Origin of the sequence: Paraburkholderia sp. SIMBA_027 (assembly GCF_046535315.1) — a bacterium.
In the GTDB taxonomy this organism is placed as follows: Bacteria; Pseudomonadota; Gammaproteobacteria; order Burkholderiales; family Burkholderiaceae; genus Paraburkholderia; species Paraburkholderia tropica.
On sequence record NZ_JAWRWY010000015.1, the window covers coordinates 198112 to 217128 of the forward strand.

The window sequence follows — 19017 nt, forward strand, 5'->3', positions numbered from 1 at the left end:
CACCGACAACGACATCATCAACCGAACCCACGCTGCACTTTCACACCTGGAGAACCGCAATGAAGACCAAGCACTTCACGTTCGCATGCATCGCGTCGGGGCTCGCGCTCGCGGCGGGCCTTTTCGCCGCCGGCGCGCAAGCCGCGAACGCCGCGCCGCTGCGCATCGGCTATAGCGACTGGCCGGGCTGGGTCGCCTGGCAGGTCGCGATCGACAAGGGCTGGCTCAAGGAAGCGGGCCTCGACGTCAAGTTCGACTGGTTCGACTACGCCGCGTCGATGGATGCATTCGCGGCCAACAAGCTCGACGCGGTGCTCGTGACCAACGGCGACGCGCTCACGATGGGCGCGAACGGCGCGAAGAACGTGATGGCGCTCATCACCGATTATTCGAACGGCAACGACATGGTCATCGCGAAGCCGCCCGCGCGCAAGATTCAGGACCTCAAGGGCAAGAAGATCGGCGTGGAATTCGGCGTGGTCGATCACCTGCTGCTGCTCGACGCGCTGCAACGCGCGGGCATGAAGGAGAGCGATGTGACGCTCGTGAATGCGAAGACGACCGAGACGCCGCAGGTGCTCGCATCGTCGGATGTGGCGGCGATCGCGGCCTGGCAGCCGAACGCGGGCGAAGCGCAGCGCGCGGTGCCGGGCGCGCGTCCGGTGTTCACGTCCGCCGACGAACCGGGCCTGATCTACGACGTGCTGGCGGTGAATCCGGTGAGCCTCGCCGCGCACAAGGCCGACTACGCGAAGCTCGCGAAGGTCTGGTATCGCGTGGTGCATTACATCGAAGATCCGGCCACGCAGGGCGACGCCGTGAAGATCATGTCGGCGCGCGTGGGCCTCACGCCCGCGCAATATCTGCCGCTGCTCAAGGGCACGAAGCTGCTCACGCTGCCCGAAGCGCAACAGGCTTACGTGAACGCCGATGGCTTCAAGTCGCTGTACGGTTCGAGCCGCGCAGCCGATGCGTTCAACGTGAAGTATCAGGTCTACAAGGCGCCACAGGACGTGAGCGCCTACGTCGATCCGTCGCTCACGAGCAGCCTGAAATAAGCGGCTGAAATAAGCGCTTGAAATAAGAGCGCAAGCGTATTGGCGCGTGACAACCCGCCCCACCAGCAGGAGAGATTCATGGCAGAGATCAGCCAGACCGGAGTGTTTGCAGTGCGCCGCGAGCTGACGCCGCGCGGCAAATGGATGTTGGGACTCGGCTCGTTTGTGCTGCCGCTGCTGGTGTGGTGCGTGGTGAGTTACGCGCCTTTCGTCTGGCATCCGCAGATGTTGATTACGCAGCCCGGCAGCGTCGATTATTTTCAGCCGGGTATGCGGGTCGACAAGGCAATTTTCGCCGATGAACTGACGCACGCGCGCGAAGCGCACACAGCGCTGCCGACGGGCGTGCCCGCCAATCCCGTGTATCTGCCCGCGCCGCATGAAGTGCTGCGTGCGTTCTATACCGCGTTCACGACGCCACCCGCTTCGGCGGACGGCGTGTGGCTGCATCAGAGTTTGTGGCACAGCATCCAGATTATTTTCTGGGGCTTTCTCGTCTCTTCGCTGATCGGCGTGCCGGTCGGCATCGTGTGCGGCACGTATAGCGTGCTCGCGCGCTTGCAGGAACCGTTCTTCGAGTTCTTCCGCTATTTGCCCGCGCCCGCATTCGGCGCGCTGATGGTGGCCGTGCTCGGCATTTACGATGCGCCGAAGATCGCCATTATCGTGATCGGCACGCTGTTCCAGCAGGTGCTGATCATTGCGAACACCACGCGCAAGCTCGAATTCGGCCTGCTCGAAGCGGCCATGACGCTCGGCACGTCGCGTCTGAAACTGCTCACGCATGTGGTGGTGCCGGGCATTTTGCCGGACCTGTATCGCGATCAACGCATTCTGCTCGGCTGGGCGTGGACTTATCTGATCGTGGCGGAACTCGTGGGCACGAGTTCGGGCATCACGTGGTACATCACGCAGCAGGCGCGTTACCAGCATTTCGACAACGTCTATGCCGCGATCATGATGATCGGCATCATCGGGCTTGGCACCGACATCGTGCTCGCGTTCCTCGGACGCAAGCTGTTTCCGTGGGACCGCACGCTGAAGGCCTGATTTTCCAGGCTGACAGTTTCCAGGCTCACAGCACCGCACACCGTTCGCGCACGCATCGCGTTTTCACATCACAGGACGCCGCCATGTTCAATCCGCAGCCCGTTCCCGACTATCTCCTGCAATCCGAGGCCGTGCGCGAGCGTTTCGCGCGCCTGAAGGCACGCGAGCCGATTCTCGAAGTGCGCAATCTCACCAAGCGTTTTTCGACGCCGCAAGGCGAGCACACCGCGCTGTCCAACGTCAGCTTCACCACGCACAGGCGCGAATTCGTCTGCGTGATCGGGCCGTCGGGTTGCGGCAAGTCCACGCTGATCCGTATGCTCGCGGGTCTCGAAACGCAGACCTCGGGCGAAGTGCGCGTGAACGGCAAGGCCGTTCGCGGACCGGGCGCCGATCGCGGCATGGTGTTTCAGGGCTACACGCTGTTTCCCTGGCTGACCGTGAAGAAGAACGTGATGTTCGGACTCCGTATGAATGGTCAGGGCGCGGCGCAGGCGGAGCGCGAAGCGTTGCAATGGCTCGATCTCGTGGGGCTGGAGAAGTTCGCCAATGCGTATCCGCACCAGCTTTCCGGCGGCATGAAGCAGCGCGTGGCGATTGCGCGGGCGCTCGCGAACCGGCCCGGCATCCTGCTGATGGACGAGCCGTTCGGTGCGCTCGATGCGCAGACGCGCGCGAAGATGCAGGCGCATCTGCTCGATATCTGGCGCAATGTCGACATCACGATTTTCTTTATCACGCACGATCTGGACGAAGCGATTTTTCTCGCCGATCGCATTCTGGTGCTCAAGGCGAATCCAGGCGAAGTGCAGGAGCTGATCGAGGTGCCGGTGCCGCGTCCGCGCAGCTATGCGCAGTTCACGTCGCCGGAATTTCTCGCGACGCGCGCGCGGCTCGACGCGCTGATTCATCCGCCCGCGCAAGCCGAATCCGACGACGACGCAAGCGTGAAGCCGCACATGATCCGTCTCACCGATATTCACGACTCGGTGGAATAAGCGTTTGAATAAGCGGTCGAATAACCGAGCCGCGCCATGACCGACGCCGGAATATTCTCCGGCGTCACGACCACGACCGACGAAGACGTCGACACAGCCGAAGCCGGCAGCAGCTTGTGAAACGCCATGACGTGATGGCAGGCCGCGCGCAGATCCTGCCGTAATTCATGATGCAGAACGGCGTGAATCTGGCCATCGCGCAGCAGACGCACGTTGTCGCGGTCGAGATCGTGGCCGATGAAGCAGACCGGATGTTGTTTCCGCTCCGGTTGTCGTTTCGGTTGCCGCTGCGCGAGCGCGCGCAGGATCGCGGGATTGCCGCCGCCCATCGAATAGACCGCGGCGATTTCGCCATGCTGCGCAAGCGCCGCGTGCACGCGCGCTTCGGTGGGCGCGTCGAGTCCGTGGCCGCCGCTCGCATCGACGATCTCCAGATGCGGATAGCGCGCCTCCAGCGCGTGGCGAAAGCCGATTTCGCGTTCTTCCTCGCCGCGAAAGCGCTCGTCGCTCATCGTGACGAGCACGCGGCCCCGCTGTGCGCGCGTCCATTGCCCGATCAGATACGCCGCCGTCGCGCCCGCCACGCGATTGTCCAGACCCGCATAGGCCACGCGGCCCGAATCGGGCAGATCGGTGAAGAGCGTAATGACCGGAATGCCGCGCTGTTGCAGCTCGCCGATGGCGGCCGCAATGGCGGGCACGTCGCGCGCCTTGAGCAGCACGCCGTGACTGCCGCGCCGCGCAATCGCCGCGAGCGTGGCCACGACTTCCTCGGTGCCGATGGTCTCGCGCAGATCGAGGCGCGGCCGGAACACGGCGGGATGCAGGCCGGGCAATTCGGCGTCGAGCGCGTCGCGGATCTCGTTCGCGAAACGCGCGGGCGCTTCGACCACCACATCGACGACGAGCTTGCGGCCCGTGCGCGCCATCTGCAATTGCTGATCTTCCAGCTCGCGTATGGCCTGCTCGACGCGCCGCCGCGTATGGTCGCGCACATGCGCGCGGCCGTTGAGCACGCGATCGACGGTGGCCGGGCCAACGCCGGCCTGAAGCGCGATCTCCTTGACCAGAAAACGGTGCGCCACGAACCTCACCTCGGTCTTGATGGTTTTTTGATGGATTCATGATAGCCCAGCGCCGCCGCGAGCCGCTATGCTGGGTTTCATCACGATAAAAGCCGCAGGAGACGCGATGAATCACCGAGGCATCGAAATGGCCGCGCAGGCGGTGCAAACGGCGCACGCCTACACGGAGCAGGCGTGCTCGCTGGAGGAATTCGCCGCGCTGATCGAACAGCCGGCACACGTCCCCCGTTTCACGAGCGAGATTCAGCAGAAGATTCTGCTCTACGATTGCGCGGCGCTGGCGGCCAGTCTCGCCGATCCAGCGCGCCGCGCCGCGTTGCTGGCCGAGTGGGCGCAGGTGCTCGACGCAGGCGCGGGCGTGTTCGTGTTGCGCGGCGCGTATGTCGATCCCGCGCCCGTCGATGCCGCGACCGCCGTGTTCGAGGCGATCATCGCGAGCGAGCGCACGCAAGGCATTGGTGCGGGCGATCACTTCGCGAAGGCGGGCGCGAACGACCGCATCTGGAATGCGCAGGAGAAACTCTGCGTGCGCGCGCCCGAAGTATTTGTGCGCTATTTCGCCAATCCGATGCTCGCGGCGGCTTCCGAAGCGTGGCTCGGGCCGGGTTATCAGATGACGTCGCAGGTCAACGTCGTGCGTCCGGGCGGCGAAGCGCAGCGCGCGCATCGCGACTATCACCTCGGTTTTTTGAGCGTGGAGGAGGCGCAGCGTTATCCGGCGCACGTGCATCGCGTATCGGCGTATCTCACGTTGCAGGGCGCGGTGGCGCACAGCGACATGCCGGTCGAAAGCGGGCCGACCAGGCTGCTGCCGCATTCGCAACGTTACGCGCCCGGTTATGTCGCGTGGCGGCGGGAGGATTTTCGCGCGTATTTCGAGGCGCATTGCGTGCAGTTGCCGCTTGCGAAAGGCGACGCGCTGTTTTTCAACCCGGCGCTTTTTCACGCGGCGGGCGCGAATCGCACCGCCGACGTGCAGCGCATGGCCAATCTGTTGCAGGTGTCGTCGCCGTTCGGGCGCGCGATGGAAACGGTGAACCGGCGACGCATGAGCGAAGCGGTGTTTCCCGTGTTGCGCGAGGCGCGAGCGAGCGGCGCGTGGTCGGCGGCGGAAATCGCAGCGGTGATCGCGTCGTGCGCCGAGGGCTATCCGTTTCCCACCGATCTCGACCGCGACCCGCCGTTGGGCGGACTCGCGCCGCCGAGCCAGCAAGCTATCGTGCGTCAGGCACTCAAGGAAAACTGGACCGACGCCGTGCTTCGTGACGCGTTGCGCGCTTACGATGCGAAGCGCGGCATGGTGGAAGATTAACCGCGGGACATTAACGCCTCAACGAAACGCCCGCATCTGCGAAGTCATCAATTGCAGCATCTTGTTGGCGGCGACCGAGAGTTTGCGGCCCACGCGCGTGACCATATGCGCTTCGGCGTTCTCCAGAATCGGATGCGCGATGTCGATCGCGAACAGTTCCTTCGCCTGCAATTCGGCGGCCACGGCGAATGACGGCATCACCGCGACGCCCAAACCCGAGCGCACGAATTCCTTCAGGATCGCGAACGAATTGGTTGTGACCGTGGGCGCGAGCTTGACGCGTTCCGCGTATTCGACGGCTTCGAGCATTTGCCGCGTGCCATAGGACGGATGCGTGGCGGCCAGCGGATACGCCGCAATCTGCTGCACCGTGAGCACCTTGTGCGTGCGGCGCGGAAAGTCCGGCCCGACGATCGCCATCATCGGCTGGCGCTTCGAGGCGCGCGAGACGAGCTTGGGCTCGGCGGGCGGATTGTAGACGAGGCCGATTTCGCCTTCGTCGTTCGAAATCTTGCGGATCACGTCATTGGTGCCGCCCACGTCCAGATTCACGCGGATGCCCGGAAACTGGCGGCAGAACTGCTGCATCGGTCCGGCGAGCAGGTCGGAGACGAAGCCTTCGCCCAGCACCACGTTCACTTGCCCCGTTTTCATGCCGCGCAATTCTTCGAGCCGCGAGAGCAGGTCGTCGCGGTGCGCGAGCTGCTCGCGGAAATATTCGATCACGCAGCGCCCGGCCTCGGTGGGCGTGACGCCGCGCGCGTGGCGCTCGATCAGCGCAGCGTCCAGTTCCTGCTCCAGCAGGCCGATCTGGCGGCTCACGGCGGACGGCGCCACGTCCAGCCAGTCGGCGGCCGCGCGGATCGTGCCGCAGCGCACGGCCTCGTAAAAATAGACGATCCGGCTGTCGGTCAGGGTATCGCTCATCGTCGTGCTCGGGGTAAAGGATCGGGCGAGTGTTCTAAAAATTAGAACAAAACCAATATTGGATGAGATTGATTATACGGCTCGCGTCGCCGAACATGAGGTCAATCGAGCGCCGGCGGGGCTTTGCCGCCGGCCGAACCAAGGGTTTTTCTGGAGACGCGCATGAAAACGGTAGGCGTGATTGGTCTGGGCAATATGGGGCGCGGCATGGCCGGCTCGCTGCAACGCGGCGGTTTTAACGTGCTGGGCTTCGACGCGGCGCCGGGCGTGGCCGCCGCGCTGGCGGAGCAGGGCGTGGTGAGCGCGCGCGAGTCGATCGCCGAGATCGCCCGCGACGCCGACGTGCTGTTGCTCTCGCTGCCGACCTCGGCGATCGTCGAGCAAGTGGTGCTCGGCGAACACGGCGTGCTCGCGAATGCGCGCCCCGGCACGATCGTGATCGACACCACCACCGCCGATCCGGACAGCACGCGCCGCGTGGCCGCGGAGCTGGCGGAGCGCGGCATCGGCTTCATCGACGCTCCCGTGAGCGGCGGCCCGAAGGGCGCGGCTACCGCGACCATGACGATGGTGCTCGGCGGCGCGGACGCGCATATCGCAGCCGTCACGCCGATCCTCGAAACCATCAGCGCGAAACGCGTGCACGTCGGGCCGGTCGGCGCGGGTCACGTCACCAAGCTGCTCAACAATCTGCTGACCGGCGTGCATCTGCTGGTCGCGAGCGAAGCGGTGCGCACGGCGCGCGCGGCGGGCGTCGATCCCGAGAAGCTCGTCGATGCGCTCAACGGCGGCTCGGGCCGCAACAGCGCGACGCTCACGAACTACCCGACGTGGATCTTCAATGGCGCGTTCGACTCCGGCTTCACGATGAAGCTGATGCGCAAGGACGTGCGCCTCGCGATGGCGCTGCTCGACAAGATGGACAGCCACGCGCCGGTCGCGCGCGAAGCGGGCCGTCTGTGGGCCGAAAGCGCGGCGTCGATTGGCGACGCGGAGGATTTCAACCGCATCGTCGAGTTCGTCGAAACGGTGGCTCAGGACTGAGCGCCGCCGCTTTTCGCCATCACGCACCCACTCATCAGCACGTAATCAGCACGGAATCACGGACATGACCCAGCACGCAGACCTCTTGCTCGCCGCGTTCGCGCACTTCTTCCCGGGCGCGAAGACGCTCGGTTCGTATATCGACGGAGAACTGGTCGAAGGCCAGGGCGAACCGGTTCAGCTTTACGACGCGGCCACCGGCCTCGCCTCGCTCACCTACCGCGACGCGGGTGCGGCGCTCGTCGATCACGCCGCATCGAGCGCGCGTCGCGCGCAACGCGAATGGTGGGCGCTCACGCACATGGCGCGCGGTCGCGTGATGAACGACGTCGCGCGCGCGATCCGCGCCCAGGTCGAACCGATGGCGCGGCTGGAATCGCTGGGCTCGGGCAAGCCGATCCGCGATTGCCGCGGCGAAGTCGCCAAGGTCTCGGAGATGTTCGAGTACTACGCGGGCTGGACCGACAAGTTCTACGGCAGCGTGATTCCGGTGCCCACTTCGCACCTCAATTACACGCGCCGCGAACCGGCCGGCGTGGTGCTGCAGATCACGCCCTGGAACGCGCCGGTGTTCACCTGCGGCTGGCAGGTCGCGCCCGCCGTCGCGATGGGCAACGGCGTGCTGCTCAAGCCTTCGGAACTGACGCCGTTCACGTCGCTCGCGCTCGCACGCATCGCCGAGCAGGCCGGTCTGCCGCGCGGTCTCGTGAACGTGCTGGCCGGTTTCGGTCACACGGTCGGCCAGGCGGCCATCGCGCATCGCACGGTCAGCAAGGTCGTGTTCGTCGGCTCGCCCGCGACCGGCGCGCGCATCGCCGAAGCGGCCGCGCGCCGCGTGGTGCCGTGCGTGCTCGAACTGGGCGGCAAATCGGCGAATATCGTGTTCGCGGATGCCGACCTCAAGCGCGCGGCGCTGACCGCCCAGGCCGCGATTTTCGCGGGCGCGGGCCAGAGCTGCGTCGCCGGGTCGCGTCTGCTGGTGCAGCGCGCCGTGTACGACGAATTCGTGGCGATGGTGGCCTCGGGCGCGAAGCAGATTCGCGTGGGCGCGCCGCTCGACGACGCGACCGAAGTCGGGCCGATCAACAATCGCAAGCAATACGATCACGTGATGTCGATGATCGCGCGCGGCGTGGCGGACGGCGCGACGCTCGCGGCCGGTTCGGCCGAGCGCGGCGACGGCGGCTATTTCGTCGCGCCGACTGTGCTCGCGGGCGTGACGAACGACATGGACGTGGCGCGCACCGAGATCTTCGGGCCGGTGGTCGCGGCGATTCCGTTCGACACCGAAGAAGAAGCCGTGGCGATTGCCAACGACACCGACTTCGGCCTCGCGGGCGCGGCCTGGACGACCGACGTGGCGCGCGCGCATCGCGTCGCCGCGCAGGTCAACGCGGGCACGTTCTGGGTGAACGGCTACAAGACCATCAACGTGGCGTCGCCGTTCGGCGGCTACGGCCTGAGCGGCTATGGCCGTTCGAGCGGCGTCGAGGCGCTGTACGAGTACACGCAGACCAAGAGCGTGTGGGTCGAGACGGCGGAAGCGCCGCCGACCGCATTCGGCTATCTGTAACACGGGCGCACGCGCGGCCTGGACGAAGGAGACTGAGATGGAGCACACCATGGGGATCGAACGGCAGCAGGCCGGCGGCAGCGGCACGGCCAAGGTCATGCTGTACGCGGCGGGCATTCTGCTGATCGCGGAAGCAATCGGGTCGTTCACGTTCAAGATCGGGCCCGGCAAGGTCGTGCTGCTGCCGATGATCTGGGCGCTGCTGCTGGGCGCGGCGCTCGGCCTCGCGAGCGAGCGCTGGAAAAGCGCGGCGCGTCTCGACACGTCGAATCAGTTTCTCGCGGCGGCCATTCTGCAACCGGCGCTGCTGCTGTTCGTCTCGAAGCTCGGGCTGATGGTCGGCAGCGCATTGCCGAAGCTCGCGGCGGCGGGCTGGGCGCTCGCGTTCCAGGAGTTCGGGCACTTCGTCGGCACGATTTTGCTGGGCTTGCCGCTCGCGCTGCTGCTCGGCATCAAGCGCGAAGCGATCGGCGCGACCTTCTCGGTGGGCCGCGAGCCGAGCCTCGCGATCATCGGCGAGAAGTACGGCATGGATTCCGCCGAAGGGCGCGGCGTGCTGGCCGAATACCTGACCGGCACCGTGTTCGGCGCGGTGTTCATCGCGATCTTCGCGGGCTTCGTCGCGAGCCTCGGCATCTTCGATCCGCTCGCGATGGCGATGGGTTCGGGCGTCGGCTCGGGCAGCATGATGGCGGCCGCGTCGGGCGCGATCGCCGCGCAGCAGGACGCCGAAACCGCGAAGTCGGTGCTCGCGTTCGCGGCGGCCAGCAACCTGATCACGACCACCATCGGCACGTATTTCACGCTGTTCATCTCGCTGCCGCTCGCGGTCTGGGGTTATCGCGTGCTCGAACCGCTGATCGGCCGCACGACGAAGGCGTCGACCCAGGACGACGCGAGCGCGCGTCCGTCGCTCGGCGACGTGCAGACCGAAGCGCCGTCGCTCGGCTACGGCGGCAAGCTGCTCGCGTGGGTCGTGACCGCCGCGATGGCGCTCGTGTGCGACTGGATGGCGCACGGCACCACGCCGCTGGTCGGGCTGCCCGGCATCGCGATCATGGTGGGCGCGACCATCGTCGGCGACGCGCTCGCGCGCGTGACCGGCAGCAAGATTCCGGCCGTCTGCTGGGTCTCGGTGGTGGCGATGTTCCTGACTTCGCCGTGGTGCCCGTGGGGCACGCAGATTTCGGCCCTCAGCGCGCACAACGATTTCCTTGGCGTGACCACGCCGATGCTGGCCTTCGCGGGCCTCTCGATCGCGAAGGACATTCCGGCGTTCCGCCGCCTCGGCTGGCGCATCGTGCTGGTGTCGTTCGTCGCCAACGCGGGTACGTTCATTGGCGCGACGCTCGTCGCCCAGCTCTTCCACATCTGATTTCACGCGCCTGCGCGCCCGTACCGCCTTCGTGCGGCGACGGGCGCGCGGCGCTTTCTTCCGCTTTCCTCCGCATGAAACTGATCGATTCCATTCAGGCGAACGCCGGCGCGTTGCAGGCGATCCGCCGCGATATTCACGCTCATCCCGAGATTGGCTACGACGTGCAGCGCACCGCCGCGCTGGTGGCCGGGCGGCTCGAACAATGGGGCTTCGCGGTCACGCGCGAAGTCGGCAAGACGGGCGTGGTCGGCACGCTCACGCGCGGGTCGAGCACGCGCGCCATCGGTCTGCGCGCCGACATGGACGCGCTGCCGGTGCAGGAGGCCAACACCTTCGCGCATCGTTCGACCGTGGCGGGCGCGATGCACGCGTGCGGCCACGACGGCCACACGGCGATGCTGCTCGGCGCGGCGCAACACCTGGCCGCACACGGCGCGTTCGACGGCACCGTCAACGTGATTTTCCAGCCCGCCGAGGAAGCGGGCGGCGGCGCGCGCGCGATGATCGACGACGGTCTGTTCGAGCGTTTTCCGTGCGATGCCGTGTTTGGCCTGCACAACTGGCCGGGCATTCCGGAGGGCGATTTCGCGGTGCGTCCGGGCGCGCTGATGGCTTCGACGAGCCTCTTTCGCATCACGCTGCGCGGCGCGGGCTGTCACGCGGCCATGCCGCATCTGGGCCGCGATCCGGTGTTCGCGGCGGGGCAGGTGCTGAGCGCGCTGCAGGGCATCGTCACGCGCAACCGCAATCCGATCGACGGCGCGGTGCTCTCCGTCACGCAGATTCACGCGGGCGAGGCGCTCAACGTGGTGCCGACCGACGCGTGGCTGGGCGGCACCGTGCGCACGTTCTCCGACGAAACGCTCGATCTGATCGAGCGCCGCATGAAGGCGGTGGTGGCGGCGACGGCGTCGGCGTTCGACTGCGAGAGCGAGGTCGATTTCGAGCGCCAGTATCCGGCGACGATCAACGATCCCGCGCAGACCGCGCTGGCGGTCGAGGTGATGCGCAACCTGGTCGGCGACGAGCACGTGAACGCCACCGCCGAACCGACGATGGCCGCCGAAGACTTCTCGTTCATGCTGCGCGCGAAGCCGGGCTGCTATGCGTTCATCGGCAACGGCAGCGGCGATCATCGCGCGGTGGGGCATGGCGCGGGTCCGTGTCTGCTGCATAACGCGAGCTACGACTTCAACGATGCGCTGCTGCCGGTCGGCGCGAGTTACTTCGTGAAGCTCGTCGAGCGTTTCCTCGGCTGAGATTCGGCGTTCGACGCTCGACATTCGCCGCGCGCGCCGCGCATCCTCACGGCGCGCTCGTCCTGATTTCGCCGACTTCGCAGGCTTGCGCGTCGCGCCATTCGTCCTGGGCGCGCACGCGCGCGAGGAACGCGAACGCCGCGAGCGCGCAGACCAGCGTGATGCCCGCGAGCACCTGCAACAGCACGCCGAACGCCGTGCGATAGCTCGCTTGCAGCGCCGCGTGCGCGACGCCCGGCAACAGCGCGCTCGCGTTCGCGAGATCGCCGGTGGCAAGGCGCGCGGCTGCGGCGTTGAGCGTCGCCGTATCGGCATGCGTTGTCAGCGCGTGCAGATGCCCTTGCGCGAGCGCCGCGAGCAGCGCGTTCACGACCGCGAGCGCGATGCCTTCGCCCGCCACGCGCGTCGTGCTGAAAATGCCGGTCGCCATGCCCGCGCGCGACTTCGGCACCACGCTCACCGACAAACCGTCCATCAATCCCCACGGCAATCCCGCGCCCACGCCAAGCGCGATCATCGCCCAGGTCGCCCAGCCTGCGCTCGCGGACGTCGCGTCGCCCACGTCGTGCAGCGTGGCGCCGAGCGCGAGCAGACCGGCGGCCGCGATCGTCAAGCCGATACCCGAAATCACGCCCGCCGAGAGCCAGCGCGTGAGCGCCGCGGCGATGAAGGGCATGACGAGCATCGGCGCCGACAAGGCCAGCATCAGCAGGCCCGCGTGCGTTTCGCTTACGCCGTCGATGCCGATGAAGCGCAGCGGCAGCATCACCAGCAGCACGATGTAGCCGTAGCAGGTCGCAATCGGCAGCACCTGCACGCCGACGAAACGCGGATAGCGAAACAGCGAGAGATCGAGCATGGGCCGTGCGACGCGCGTTTCCACCGCCACGAACGCGAGCGCGCACACGGCGCAGGCCGCGAGCAGCGCGAGCACGGGTGCGGAGGTCCAGCCGCGCGTGGGCGCTTCGATCACGCCGCAGGTGAAGGCCGTGAGCGCGGCGGTGAACGTGAGCGTGCCTGCGAGGTCGAGTTGGCGCGCGTGCGGATCGCGCGACTCGCGCATGCGCGGCACGCCGAAGACGAGCGACAGCGCGCCCGCCACGGCGCCCATCGCGAAGATCGCGCGCCAGCCGAACTGCGCGATCAAACCGCCTGCGATCACCGGTCCGAACGCGAGCCCGATGCCGAAGGTCGCGCCGAGCGTGCTGAAGGCGCGCGTGCGGGCGTGGCCGTCGAATTCCTGTGCGAGCGCGGCGGTGCCGCCCGCGAGCGCCGCGGCGGCCGCCATGCCCTGCGCGCCGCGCAACAGATCGACGACGACGATCGACGGCGCGAAGCCGAGCGCGAGCGAACTGAGCGTAAAGCCCGCCACGCCCCAGGCGAAGACGCGCTTGCGTCCGTAGCGGTCGGCGAGCGTGCCCGCCGCCATCAGCAGGCTGCCGAAGGCGAGCATGAACGCGTTGGTGATCCAGTTCATGGCGACGGCGCTGCCGCCCAGATCGCGCCCGATGGCGGGCGTGGCGACCGCGCCGCCCGAAAATGCGAGCGGCATGGCGAGCGCCGCGATACAGACGGCGCCGAGCACGACGAGGCGTCGCGCCGGGTCGCCGGGGTGGGAAGGTTGCATCACGCTCCTCCTGAGTGCTTGAATGCTGGAGCGAGTCACGATAATTCGGATTCAATCGGCGAAAAATAAGGTGCCGTTCCGCAAATTACGGCGCTATATTCCGCAATACGTCGGCAAAGATCGGATCAAATCGGGGTATGGACAATCTCAACGGCATCGTCGCGTTCGTGCGCACGGCGGACACGCTCAGCTTCGTGGCGGCGTCGCGGCATCTGGGCATTTCGGCGTCGGCGGTCGGCAAGACCATTGCGAAGCTCGAACGCTAGCTGGGCGTGCGCCTCTTTCACCGCACCACGCGCCGCGTGACGTTGACCGAGGAAGGGCGGCGCTTTTACGAAAGCTGCCAGCGGATTCTCGACGAACTGCGCGACGCCGAAGCGATGCTTTCGCAGGCCGCGCAGACGCCGCGCGGCCGGCTGCGCGTGAGCCTGCCCGTGATCGGCTACCGCTTTTTGCTGCCGGTCTTGCCCGCGTTCGGCGCGCGGTATCCGGAGATCGAACTCGACCTCGATTTCAACGACCGTCTCGTGGATGTGGTGGACGGCGGTTTCGACGCCGTGATCCGCAGCGGCGCGCTCACCGATTCGAGCCTGATGTCGCGCCGCCTCGGACCGTTTCGCTTCGTGCTGTGCGCGTCGCCCGATTACGCGGCGCGCTTCGGCCTGCCGGGCTCGCTCGCGGACCTCTCGCGGCATCGTTGCGTGCGCTACCGCTTTCCGACCACGGGCAAATTGCAGCCTTGGACGCTCGAAGCCGACGGCACGGAGCCGCCCCACCTCGGCGCGGCGATGACGTGCAACAACATGGAGGCGTTGCGCGGCGCGGTGATCGCGGGCTTCGGCATCGGCTTCATGCCCGACTTTCTCGCGCGCGAGGCGCTCGAATGCGGCTCGCTCGTGACCGTGCTCGACGACCACACGATCGCGCCCGGTCAGTTTTCGATTCTCTGGCCCTCGAACCGGCAACTGATGCCGAAGCTGCGCGTATTTGTCGACTTCATGTGCGAGCAGCTGTTTCGCGAGAGGTGATTCACGCCTCGCGATCCGAGACGATCGCCCAGCGTTCGTGATCGCGCCAGATGCCGCCGATCCGCAGATAGCGCGGCGAAAACCCTTCCTTGCTGAAGCCCACGCGGCGCACCAGCGCGATCGACGCGCTGTTTTCCGGCTGGATATTCGCTTCGAGCCGGTGCAGGCCGAGATCGTCGAAGGCGTAGGCCACGGCGGCGCGCAGTGCTTCGGTCATCCGCCCCGTGCGCGCGAAACGCGCCATGCCGTAGTAGCCCAGATACGCGCTCTGAAACACGCCGGCGACGATCTCGCTGAGATTGATGACGCCGACAATGCCGCCGCTCGCGGCCTCGCGCGCAATCAGGCTCGCGTTCGGGCCGCTCAGACCGCGCCCGAACCAGGCGTCGAAACCCGCCTGATCCGTGAAGGACGTGACCCAGGGCAGATGATGGGACTGGCTTTCGAGGTTCGCGGCAATCAGGTCGGGCGCGTCGGCGCGCGTGACGCGGTTCAGCAGAATGGATCGCATGGGGATCGGGAAATCGGGGCAAAAAGGCGGGAGGGAAAGATAGCAAATTCTCTGGTCGCTCAATAAAAAATGGTGCCGTAATTCTCTAAGGCGGGCTTATTCGGGGCGCTATTCGCATGCGTTATCGACGCTATTCAAATTGCATAAAAAAATCGCCGAAATCCGGGTAGACGAATGATTCGAACGGGCGAGTATCGTCATGCGCCCGAACAGACGGCCACACGCTATGGGTTTTCTCTAGAGTTGAAGGATCGCCGGTCATGCACGAGCGGCGATACCGCGCCGATTTCAGGCGCAACCTCAACCCAAGGAAAATTAGATGAGCACGACTTATCACCACGAACTCGCTGCGGAGTTCAAGCTTGCCGACGTCAACCTGGGCGATGTCCACGCGCCGTTAGCACTCAAACGTACGATTCATCCTGAATCGATCCGCGACAACCTGCCGGCCGGTCAGGGCGGCATTGGCTTTCTTTTTCATGCCACCGACTGGGAGACGCTTTCATTCTCATTCCATAACGTCAAGACGCGTAATGAGGCATTCGAGGAAGAGCTGTGGCGCACGCCGCCTTTCATTGCGTCGCCGATTTATTCGGGCACGCAAATGATCGGCGCGAATATCGCCTGTCCCGTACCGCTTGAAATGTGGCTCGGCAGTCCGCGCGGCATCAAGCGCTTTCGCGAGACGCAATTTTTTCCGGCACTCGAACTGGCGCGCCGCGCGGGTCTGAACATGGTGGCGATGGGCGCGTCCACGCCTTATGCCTGCAATTACGGCGCGCTGCCGCGTCCGATCAAGCCGCCTCATATCACGACCGGTCACGCGGCCACGGCGGCGATGCTCAAGGAATGGGCCATGCACTGCTGCAACGAAGTCGGGCTCGATTTCGGCGAGACACGGCTCGCGTTGTTCGGCGCCGCCGGACGGCTCGGCACGACGGTCGCGCGTTACGCGACGTACAAGGACGCACCGAAGGAGCTGATCCTGATCGATCTGCCCGACAAGGTGAATTTGTTGCACGATCAAGCGAAGGAATTGCTGGCCTCGGATCTGCTGGGGCACACGAAAGTGTCCGTGCATACCTTCAGCCCCGACACGCCGCTGCCACAATTCGACGGCGCCATTCTCGCGAGCAGCACCAGCGTGCCGTATTTGACCGCCGCCGACCTCAAACGCGCGCAGTTCTGGATTGACGATTCGCATCCGCGTGCGGCGAGTGTCGAAGCGGAACTCGCTTCGCGTGGCCATACGCTATATATTGAGTGTTTTGCCCGTGGCCCGGTTGGGCTCGATACGGCATTCCCGTTCCGCTTACCGTCCACTCGCGATTGCTATACCTGCTTTGCCGAAGGTTATGCCGCGTGGCAAGAGGGCATTGCGTCCGATTTCATTATCGGCAGTCCGCCCGTGTGGTCCGTATCCTATACGCATGGACTGGTAAAGAAATACGGTTTTTCAGTCGGGCCATTTCACGGGAAAAATGGCTTGCCGATCGAAATGGATATGCGCCATGACGGCAAACCGGAACTGGTAGGACCATAACGATTAACGGAGGCCCAATCGTGATGTCGCGCGAGCGCATGGGGGAGATGCTGGAACGTAGCCGGCTGGCTATCCGATGGGGAGGCATATTGGGCCTCCTGTGCCACCCCATCTATTACCTGGTCTGGACCTATGTCCTGCCGCAGCCCTACGATAATCTCGCCCTGCGTTTGAGCGCGGCGCTCGTTTGCGTGCCGTTGATCTTCCAGGCGTACTGGCCGCGGCGTTTCAATCATTACCTGCTGCTTTACTGGCACGCCTGCCTGATTTACGTCTTGCCGTTCGTCTGCACGTTTCTGGCTATTCGTAATGGATTTTCGACGATGTGGATGATGACGGAAGTCATGATGATTTTTATCATGGCGCTCTGCATCGACAGTCCGCTTTTACTGATGGCCTGTATTGGTGTCGGCGTGGCAACCAGTTCGGTGGCGGCGGTGGTTACGTCGCCCGTTCCTGTTGTGCTGAGCACGGCCAATCAATCCGATCTCGCCTTGCTGCCCGTGGTGATGTTGTGCAGCATGGCATTCAGTCATGCAATCAGCATTGGGCGTATTTTCGTTGAAAAGAATCGGGTATTGCAGGCGCTTGCAGGATCTATTGCGCATGAAATGCGTAATCCGCTGAGCCAGTTGAAACACGTGCTTGAAAACGTCGAGGAAAATCTGCCCGCGGCCACCGAGCCGAATCGTCCTGCGGTGCTGTCTCACGACAAGGCCGCTGCGCTTTACCGGCATCTCGCACAGGGCAAAACGTCGATCGAGCGCGGTCTGCGCATTATCGCCATGACGCTGGACGAAGTGAGCGCCAAACCCATTCGCTCGGACCGTCTCGCGTATCTGAGCGCGGCGGCCACCACGCGCAAGGCGCTCGAAGAGTTCGGTTTCGACGACGAAGACGAACGCGGCAAAGTCAAACTGCTTGTGCGCGAAGATTTCACCTTCAAGGTCGACGAAACGGTTTATCTGTTCATTCTCTTCAATCTCATGAAGAACGCGCTGCATCACATGGCGGCGCGCGCATCGTCCACGTTGACGCTCACGGTCGAGCGGCAAAGCATTATCGTGCGCGATACCGGTTCCGGTATTGCGCCTGAGATGCTCGCGCATCTATTCGAGCCGTTTCGCACGTCCGGCAATTCGGCGGGAACGGGGCTCGGTCTCGCCTATTGCCAGCGCGCGATGCAGGCGTTTGGCGGCACTATCGCGTGCCGCTCCGAAGTGGACAAATTCACGGAATTCGCGCTGCATTTCCCGGCGATTCCCGATCGTGAAGTGGCCGAATACGAGCGCGAAATGCTCGATCGCGCGCGTCCGGTTTTCGAAGGCAAGCGCATTCTGCTCTGCGACGAGGACGTGTATCAGCGCGCGAAAACGCGTCGCGTGCTGGCGGGCATGGGCGCACAGGTCAGCGAGGCCGACAACGGCCAGCTCGCGCTGGCCATGCTGCGCGAGCGCGGCGGCGAGCATTACGACCTCGTGCTGATCGAAGCGAACATGCCGGCGCTCGACGGCTATGCGGTCGCGGAGCGCATTCGCGCGTCGAATCATCGGGCGATCCAGAACATCCTGATCGCGGGCTTTGCGGCGCAGCCCGGCGGCGTGGCGCAAGTGCTCGCGCGCCGCGCGGGCATGGACGTCATGCTCGGCAAGGCGGGCAGCGTGCTGGAGCTGATCGGCGCGTTGCAGGCGCTGTTCGAAAGCGGCGACCGGCGCGTGGCGCGCAAGGGCGTCGAACGGCTGTCGGGCAAGTCGATCCTCGTCGCCGACGACGATACCTATAGCCGCTCGATCGCCAAAGCCTGGCTCGAACGCAGCGGCGCGCGCGTGATCGAGGCCGAGCACGGCCACGCGGTGCTCGACCATTTGCGCGCGGGCGAGGTCATCGACGCCATTGTCATGGACATGAACATGCCGGGCATGGGCGGCCCCGACACCACGGCGGCGATCCGCGCGCGCACGGACGCGTATGCGAACGTGCCGATCGTCGCGCTCACGGGCCAGTCCGATATGGAGGCGATTCGCGAGTGTCTGAGCGTGGGCATGGACGACGTGCTCGTGAAGCCCGTGCAGGCCGCCGTGCTGTGCGCGGCGGTGTCGACGCAGATTGCGCGGCTCGGCGCGAAGGCGTCGCCCGCGAGCGCGGAACCGGCGCCGTTGCCGCCGATGGTGCACGATCTCACGCTGCCCACCGGCCGCGAGTTGCTCGACGAACTGCAACTGGGCGAATTGACGGCGCTTGGCTTGATCGACCAGACCTTTCTCGACGGCGTGGCGCAGATTCGCGCGCTCGTCGACGAACTCGTGCGCGGCGCGCGCTCGATGGAATCGGAGCCCGCGCACACGGCGCTGCATCGGCTGCTGGGCGTGAGCGGCAATATCGGCGCGAAATCGCTGCATGCGTTCGGGCGCACGATTTATCCGCGTATCGTCGACGGGCAGTGGCCGCTGGAGCCCGACTGGATCGAGCAGATCGCCGCGCTGGGCAAGCGCTCGGCCGACGCACTGGAAACGTATTTCGATTCGGTCACGCCGCTGCGCCATCCCGACCGCGCGACGAACGCAAGCGCGACGCGTTTGCTAACGTTATGAGCCGCCTGCATCGCTCCGGATGATCGCGAAATG

General features: G+C 65.5%; 14 protein-coding genes and 1 pseudogene. 11 read left to right on the plus strand and 4 right to left on the minus strand.

Features of this window, described 5'->3' with window-relative positions; all coding sequences use genetic code 11:
- Window positions 1–59 precede the first annotated feature (59 nt).
- The 3 genes from SB764_RS27350 (at window position 60) to SB764_RS27360 (ending at window position 3106) form a co-directional block, all read left to right on the plus strand.
- Window positions 60–1058, plus strand: coding sequence for an ABC transporter substrate-binding protein (locus tag SB764_RS27350; RefSeq protein ID WP_410865675.1), 999 nt, complete (start codon window positions 60–62; stop codon window positions 1056–1058).
- 78 nt (window positions 1059–1136) lie between these two features.
- Window positions 1137–2108 carry an ABC transporter permease gene (locus SB764_RS27355; protein WP_410865677.1) on the plus strand — a complete coding sequence of 324 codons (972 nt, stop codon included), beginning with the start codon at window positions 1137–1139 and terminating at the stop codon, window positions 2106–2108.
- 83 nt (window positions 2109–2191) lie between these two features.
- Entirely contained in the window at window positions 2192–3106 is a 915-nt protein-coding gene (locus tag SB764_RS27360; RefSeq protein ID WP_065060857.1) for an ABC transporter ATP-binding protein, read from the plus strand.
- Here SB764_RS27360 and SB764_RS27365 read toward each other — a convergent pair.
- Window positions 3088–4191: a LacI family DNA-binding transcriptional regulator gene (locus SB764_RS27365; protein WP_410865679.1), complete on the minus strand. Its 1104-nt coding sequence runs from the start codon at window positions 4189–4191 to the stop codon at window positions 3088–3090. The two genes, SB764_RS27360 and SB764_RS27365, sit on opposite strands and share 19 nt — an antisense overlap.
- A 106-nt stretch (window positions 4192–4297) precedes the next feature.
- Here SB764_RS27365 and SB764_RS27370 point away from each other — a divergent pair, with 106 nt between their 5' ends.
- Window positions 4298–5503, plus strand: a complete 1206-nt coding sequence (locus SB764_RS27370; RefSeq protein WP_410865681.1) for a phytanoyl-CoA dioxygenase family protein — start codon at window positions 4298–4300, stop codon at window positions 5501–5503.
- 18 nt (window positions 5504–5521) lie between these two features.
- Here the strand turns inward: SB764_RS27370 and SB764_RS27375 are convergent, their stop codons facing one another.
- The gene (locus SB764_RS27375; RefSeq protein WP_065060855.1) at window positions 5522–6430 is read right to left on the minus strand and encodes a LysR family transcriptional regulator; all 909 of its coding nucleotides are present in this window, start codon (window positions 6428–6430) and stop codon (window positions 5522–5524) included.
- A 162-nt stretch (window positions 6431–6592) separates the two neighbouring features.
- Between SB764_RS27375 and SB764_RS27380 the strand changes: the two genes are divergently transcribed.
- From SB764_RS27380 to SB764_RS27395, 4 genes are all read left to right on the plus strand, one after another.
- The gene (locus SB764_RS27380) at window positions 6593–7474 is read left to right on the plus strand and encodes an NAD(P)-dependent oxidoreductase (protein ID WP_183039932.1); all 882 of its coding nucleotides are present in this window, start codon (window positions 6593–6595) and stop codon (window positions 7472–7474) included.
- A 64-nt stretch (window positions 7475–7538) separates the two neighbouring features.
- Entirely contained in the window at window positions 7539–9047 is a 1509-nt protein-coding gene (locus tag SB764_RS27385; protein WP_074982008.1) for an aldehyde dehydrogenase family protein, read from the plus strand.
- A 37-nt stretch (window positions 9048–9084) separates the two neighbouring features.
- Window positions 9085–10422, plus strand: coding sequence for a DUF3100 domain-containing protein (locus tag SB764_RS27390; protein WP_321870112.1), 1338 nt, complete (start codon window positions 9085–9087; stop codon window positions 10420–10422).
- 74 nt (window positions 10423–10496) lie between these two features.
- Entirely contained in the window at window positions 10497–11684 is a 1188-nt protein-coding gene (locus SB764_RS27395) for a M20 aminoacylase family protein (protein WP_110327247.1), read from the plus strand.
- A gap of 46 nt (window positions 11685–11730) precedes the next feature.
- Here the strand turns inward: SB764_RS27395 and SB764_RS27400 are convergent, their stop codons facing one another.
- The gene (locus SB764_RS27400) at window positions 11731–13311 is read right to left on the minus strand and encodes an MFS transporter (protein ID WP_410865684.1); all 1581 of its coding nucleotides are present in this window, start codon (window positions 13309–13311) and stop codon (window positions 11731–11733) included.
- 137 nt (window positions 13312–13448) lie between these two features.
- Between SB764_RS27400 and SB764_RS27405 the strand changes: the two are divergent.
- Window positions 13449–14339 (plus strand): annotated as a pseudogene (locus tag SB764_RS27405) (LysR family transcriptional regulator).
- Between the two features lies 1 nt (window position 14340).
- Here the strand turns inward: SB764_RS27405 and SB764_RS27410 are convergent.
- Entirely contained in the window at window positions 14341–14850 is a 510-nt protein-coding gene (locus tag SB764_RS27410) for a GNAT family N-acetyltransferase (protein ID WP_410865686.1), read from the minus strand.
- A gap of 319 nt (window positions 14851–15169) precedes the next feature.
- Here SB764_RS27410 and SB764_RS27415 point away from each other — a divergent pair, with 319 nt between their 5' ends.
- Both SB764_RS27415 and SB764_RS27420 read left to right on the plus strand, forming a co-directional pair.
- Window positions 15170–16393 (plus strand): hypothetical protein, encoded by a 1224-nt coding sequence (locus SB764_RS27415; protein WP_410865688.1) that lies wholly within the window; start codon window positions 15170–15172, stop codon window positions 16391–16393.
- Between the two features lie 17 nt (window positions 16394–16410).
- A complete protein-coding gene (locus SB764_RS27420) occupies window positions 16411–18984 on the plus strand; it encodes a response regulator (RefSeq protein ID WP_321905338.1) in 2574 nt (857 codons plus the stop codon).
- Window positions 18985–19017 lie beyond the last annotated feature (33 nt).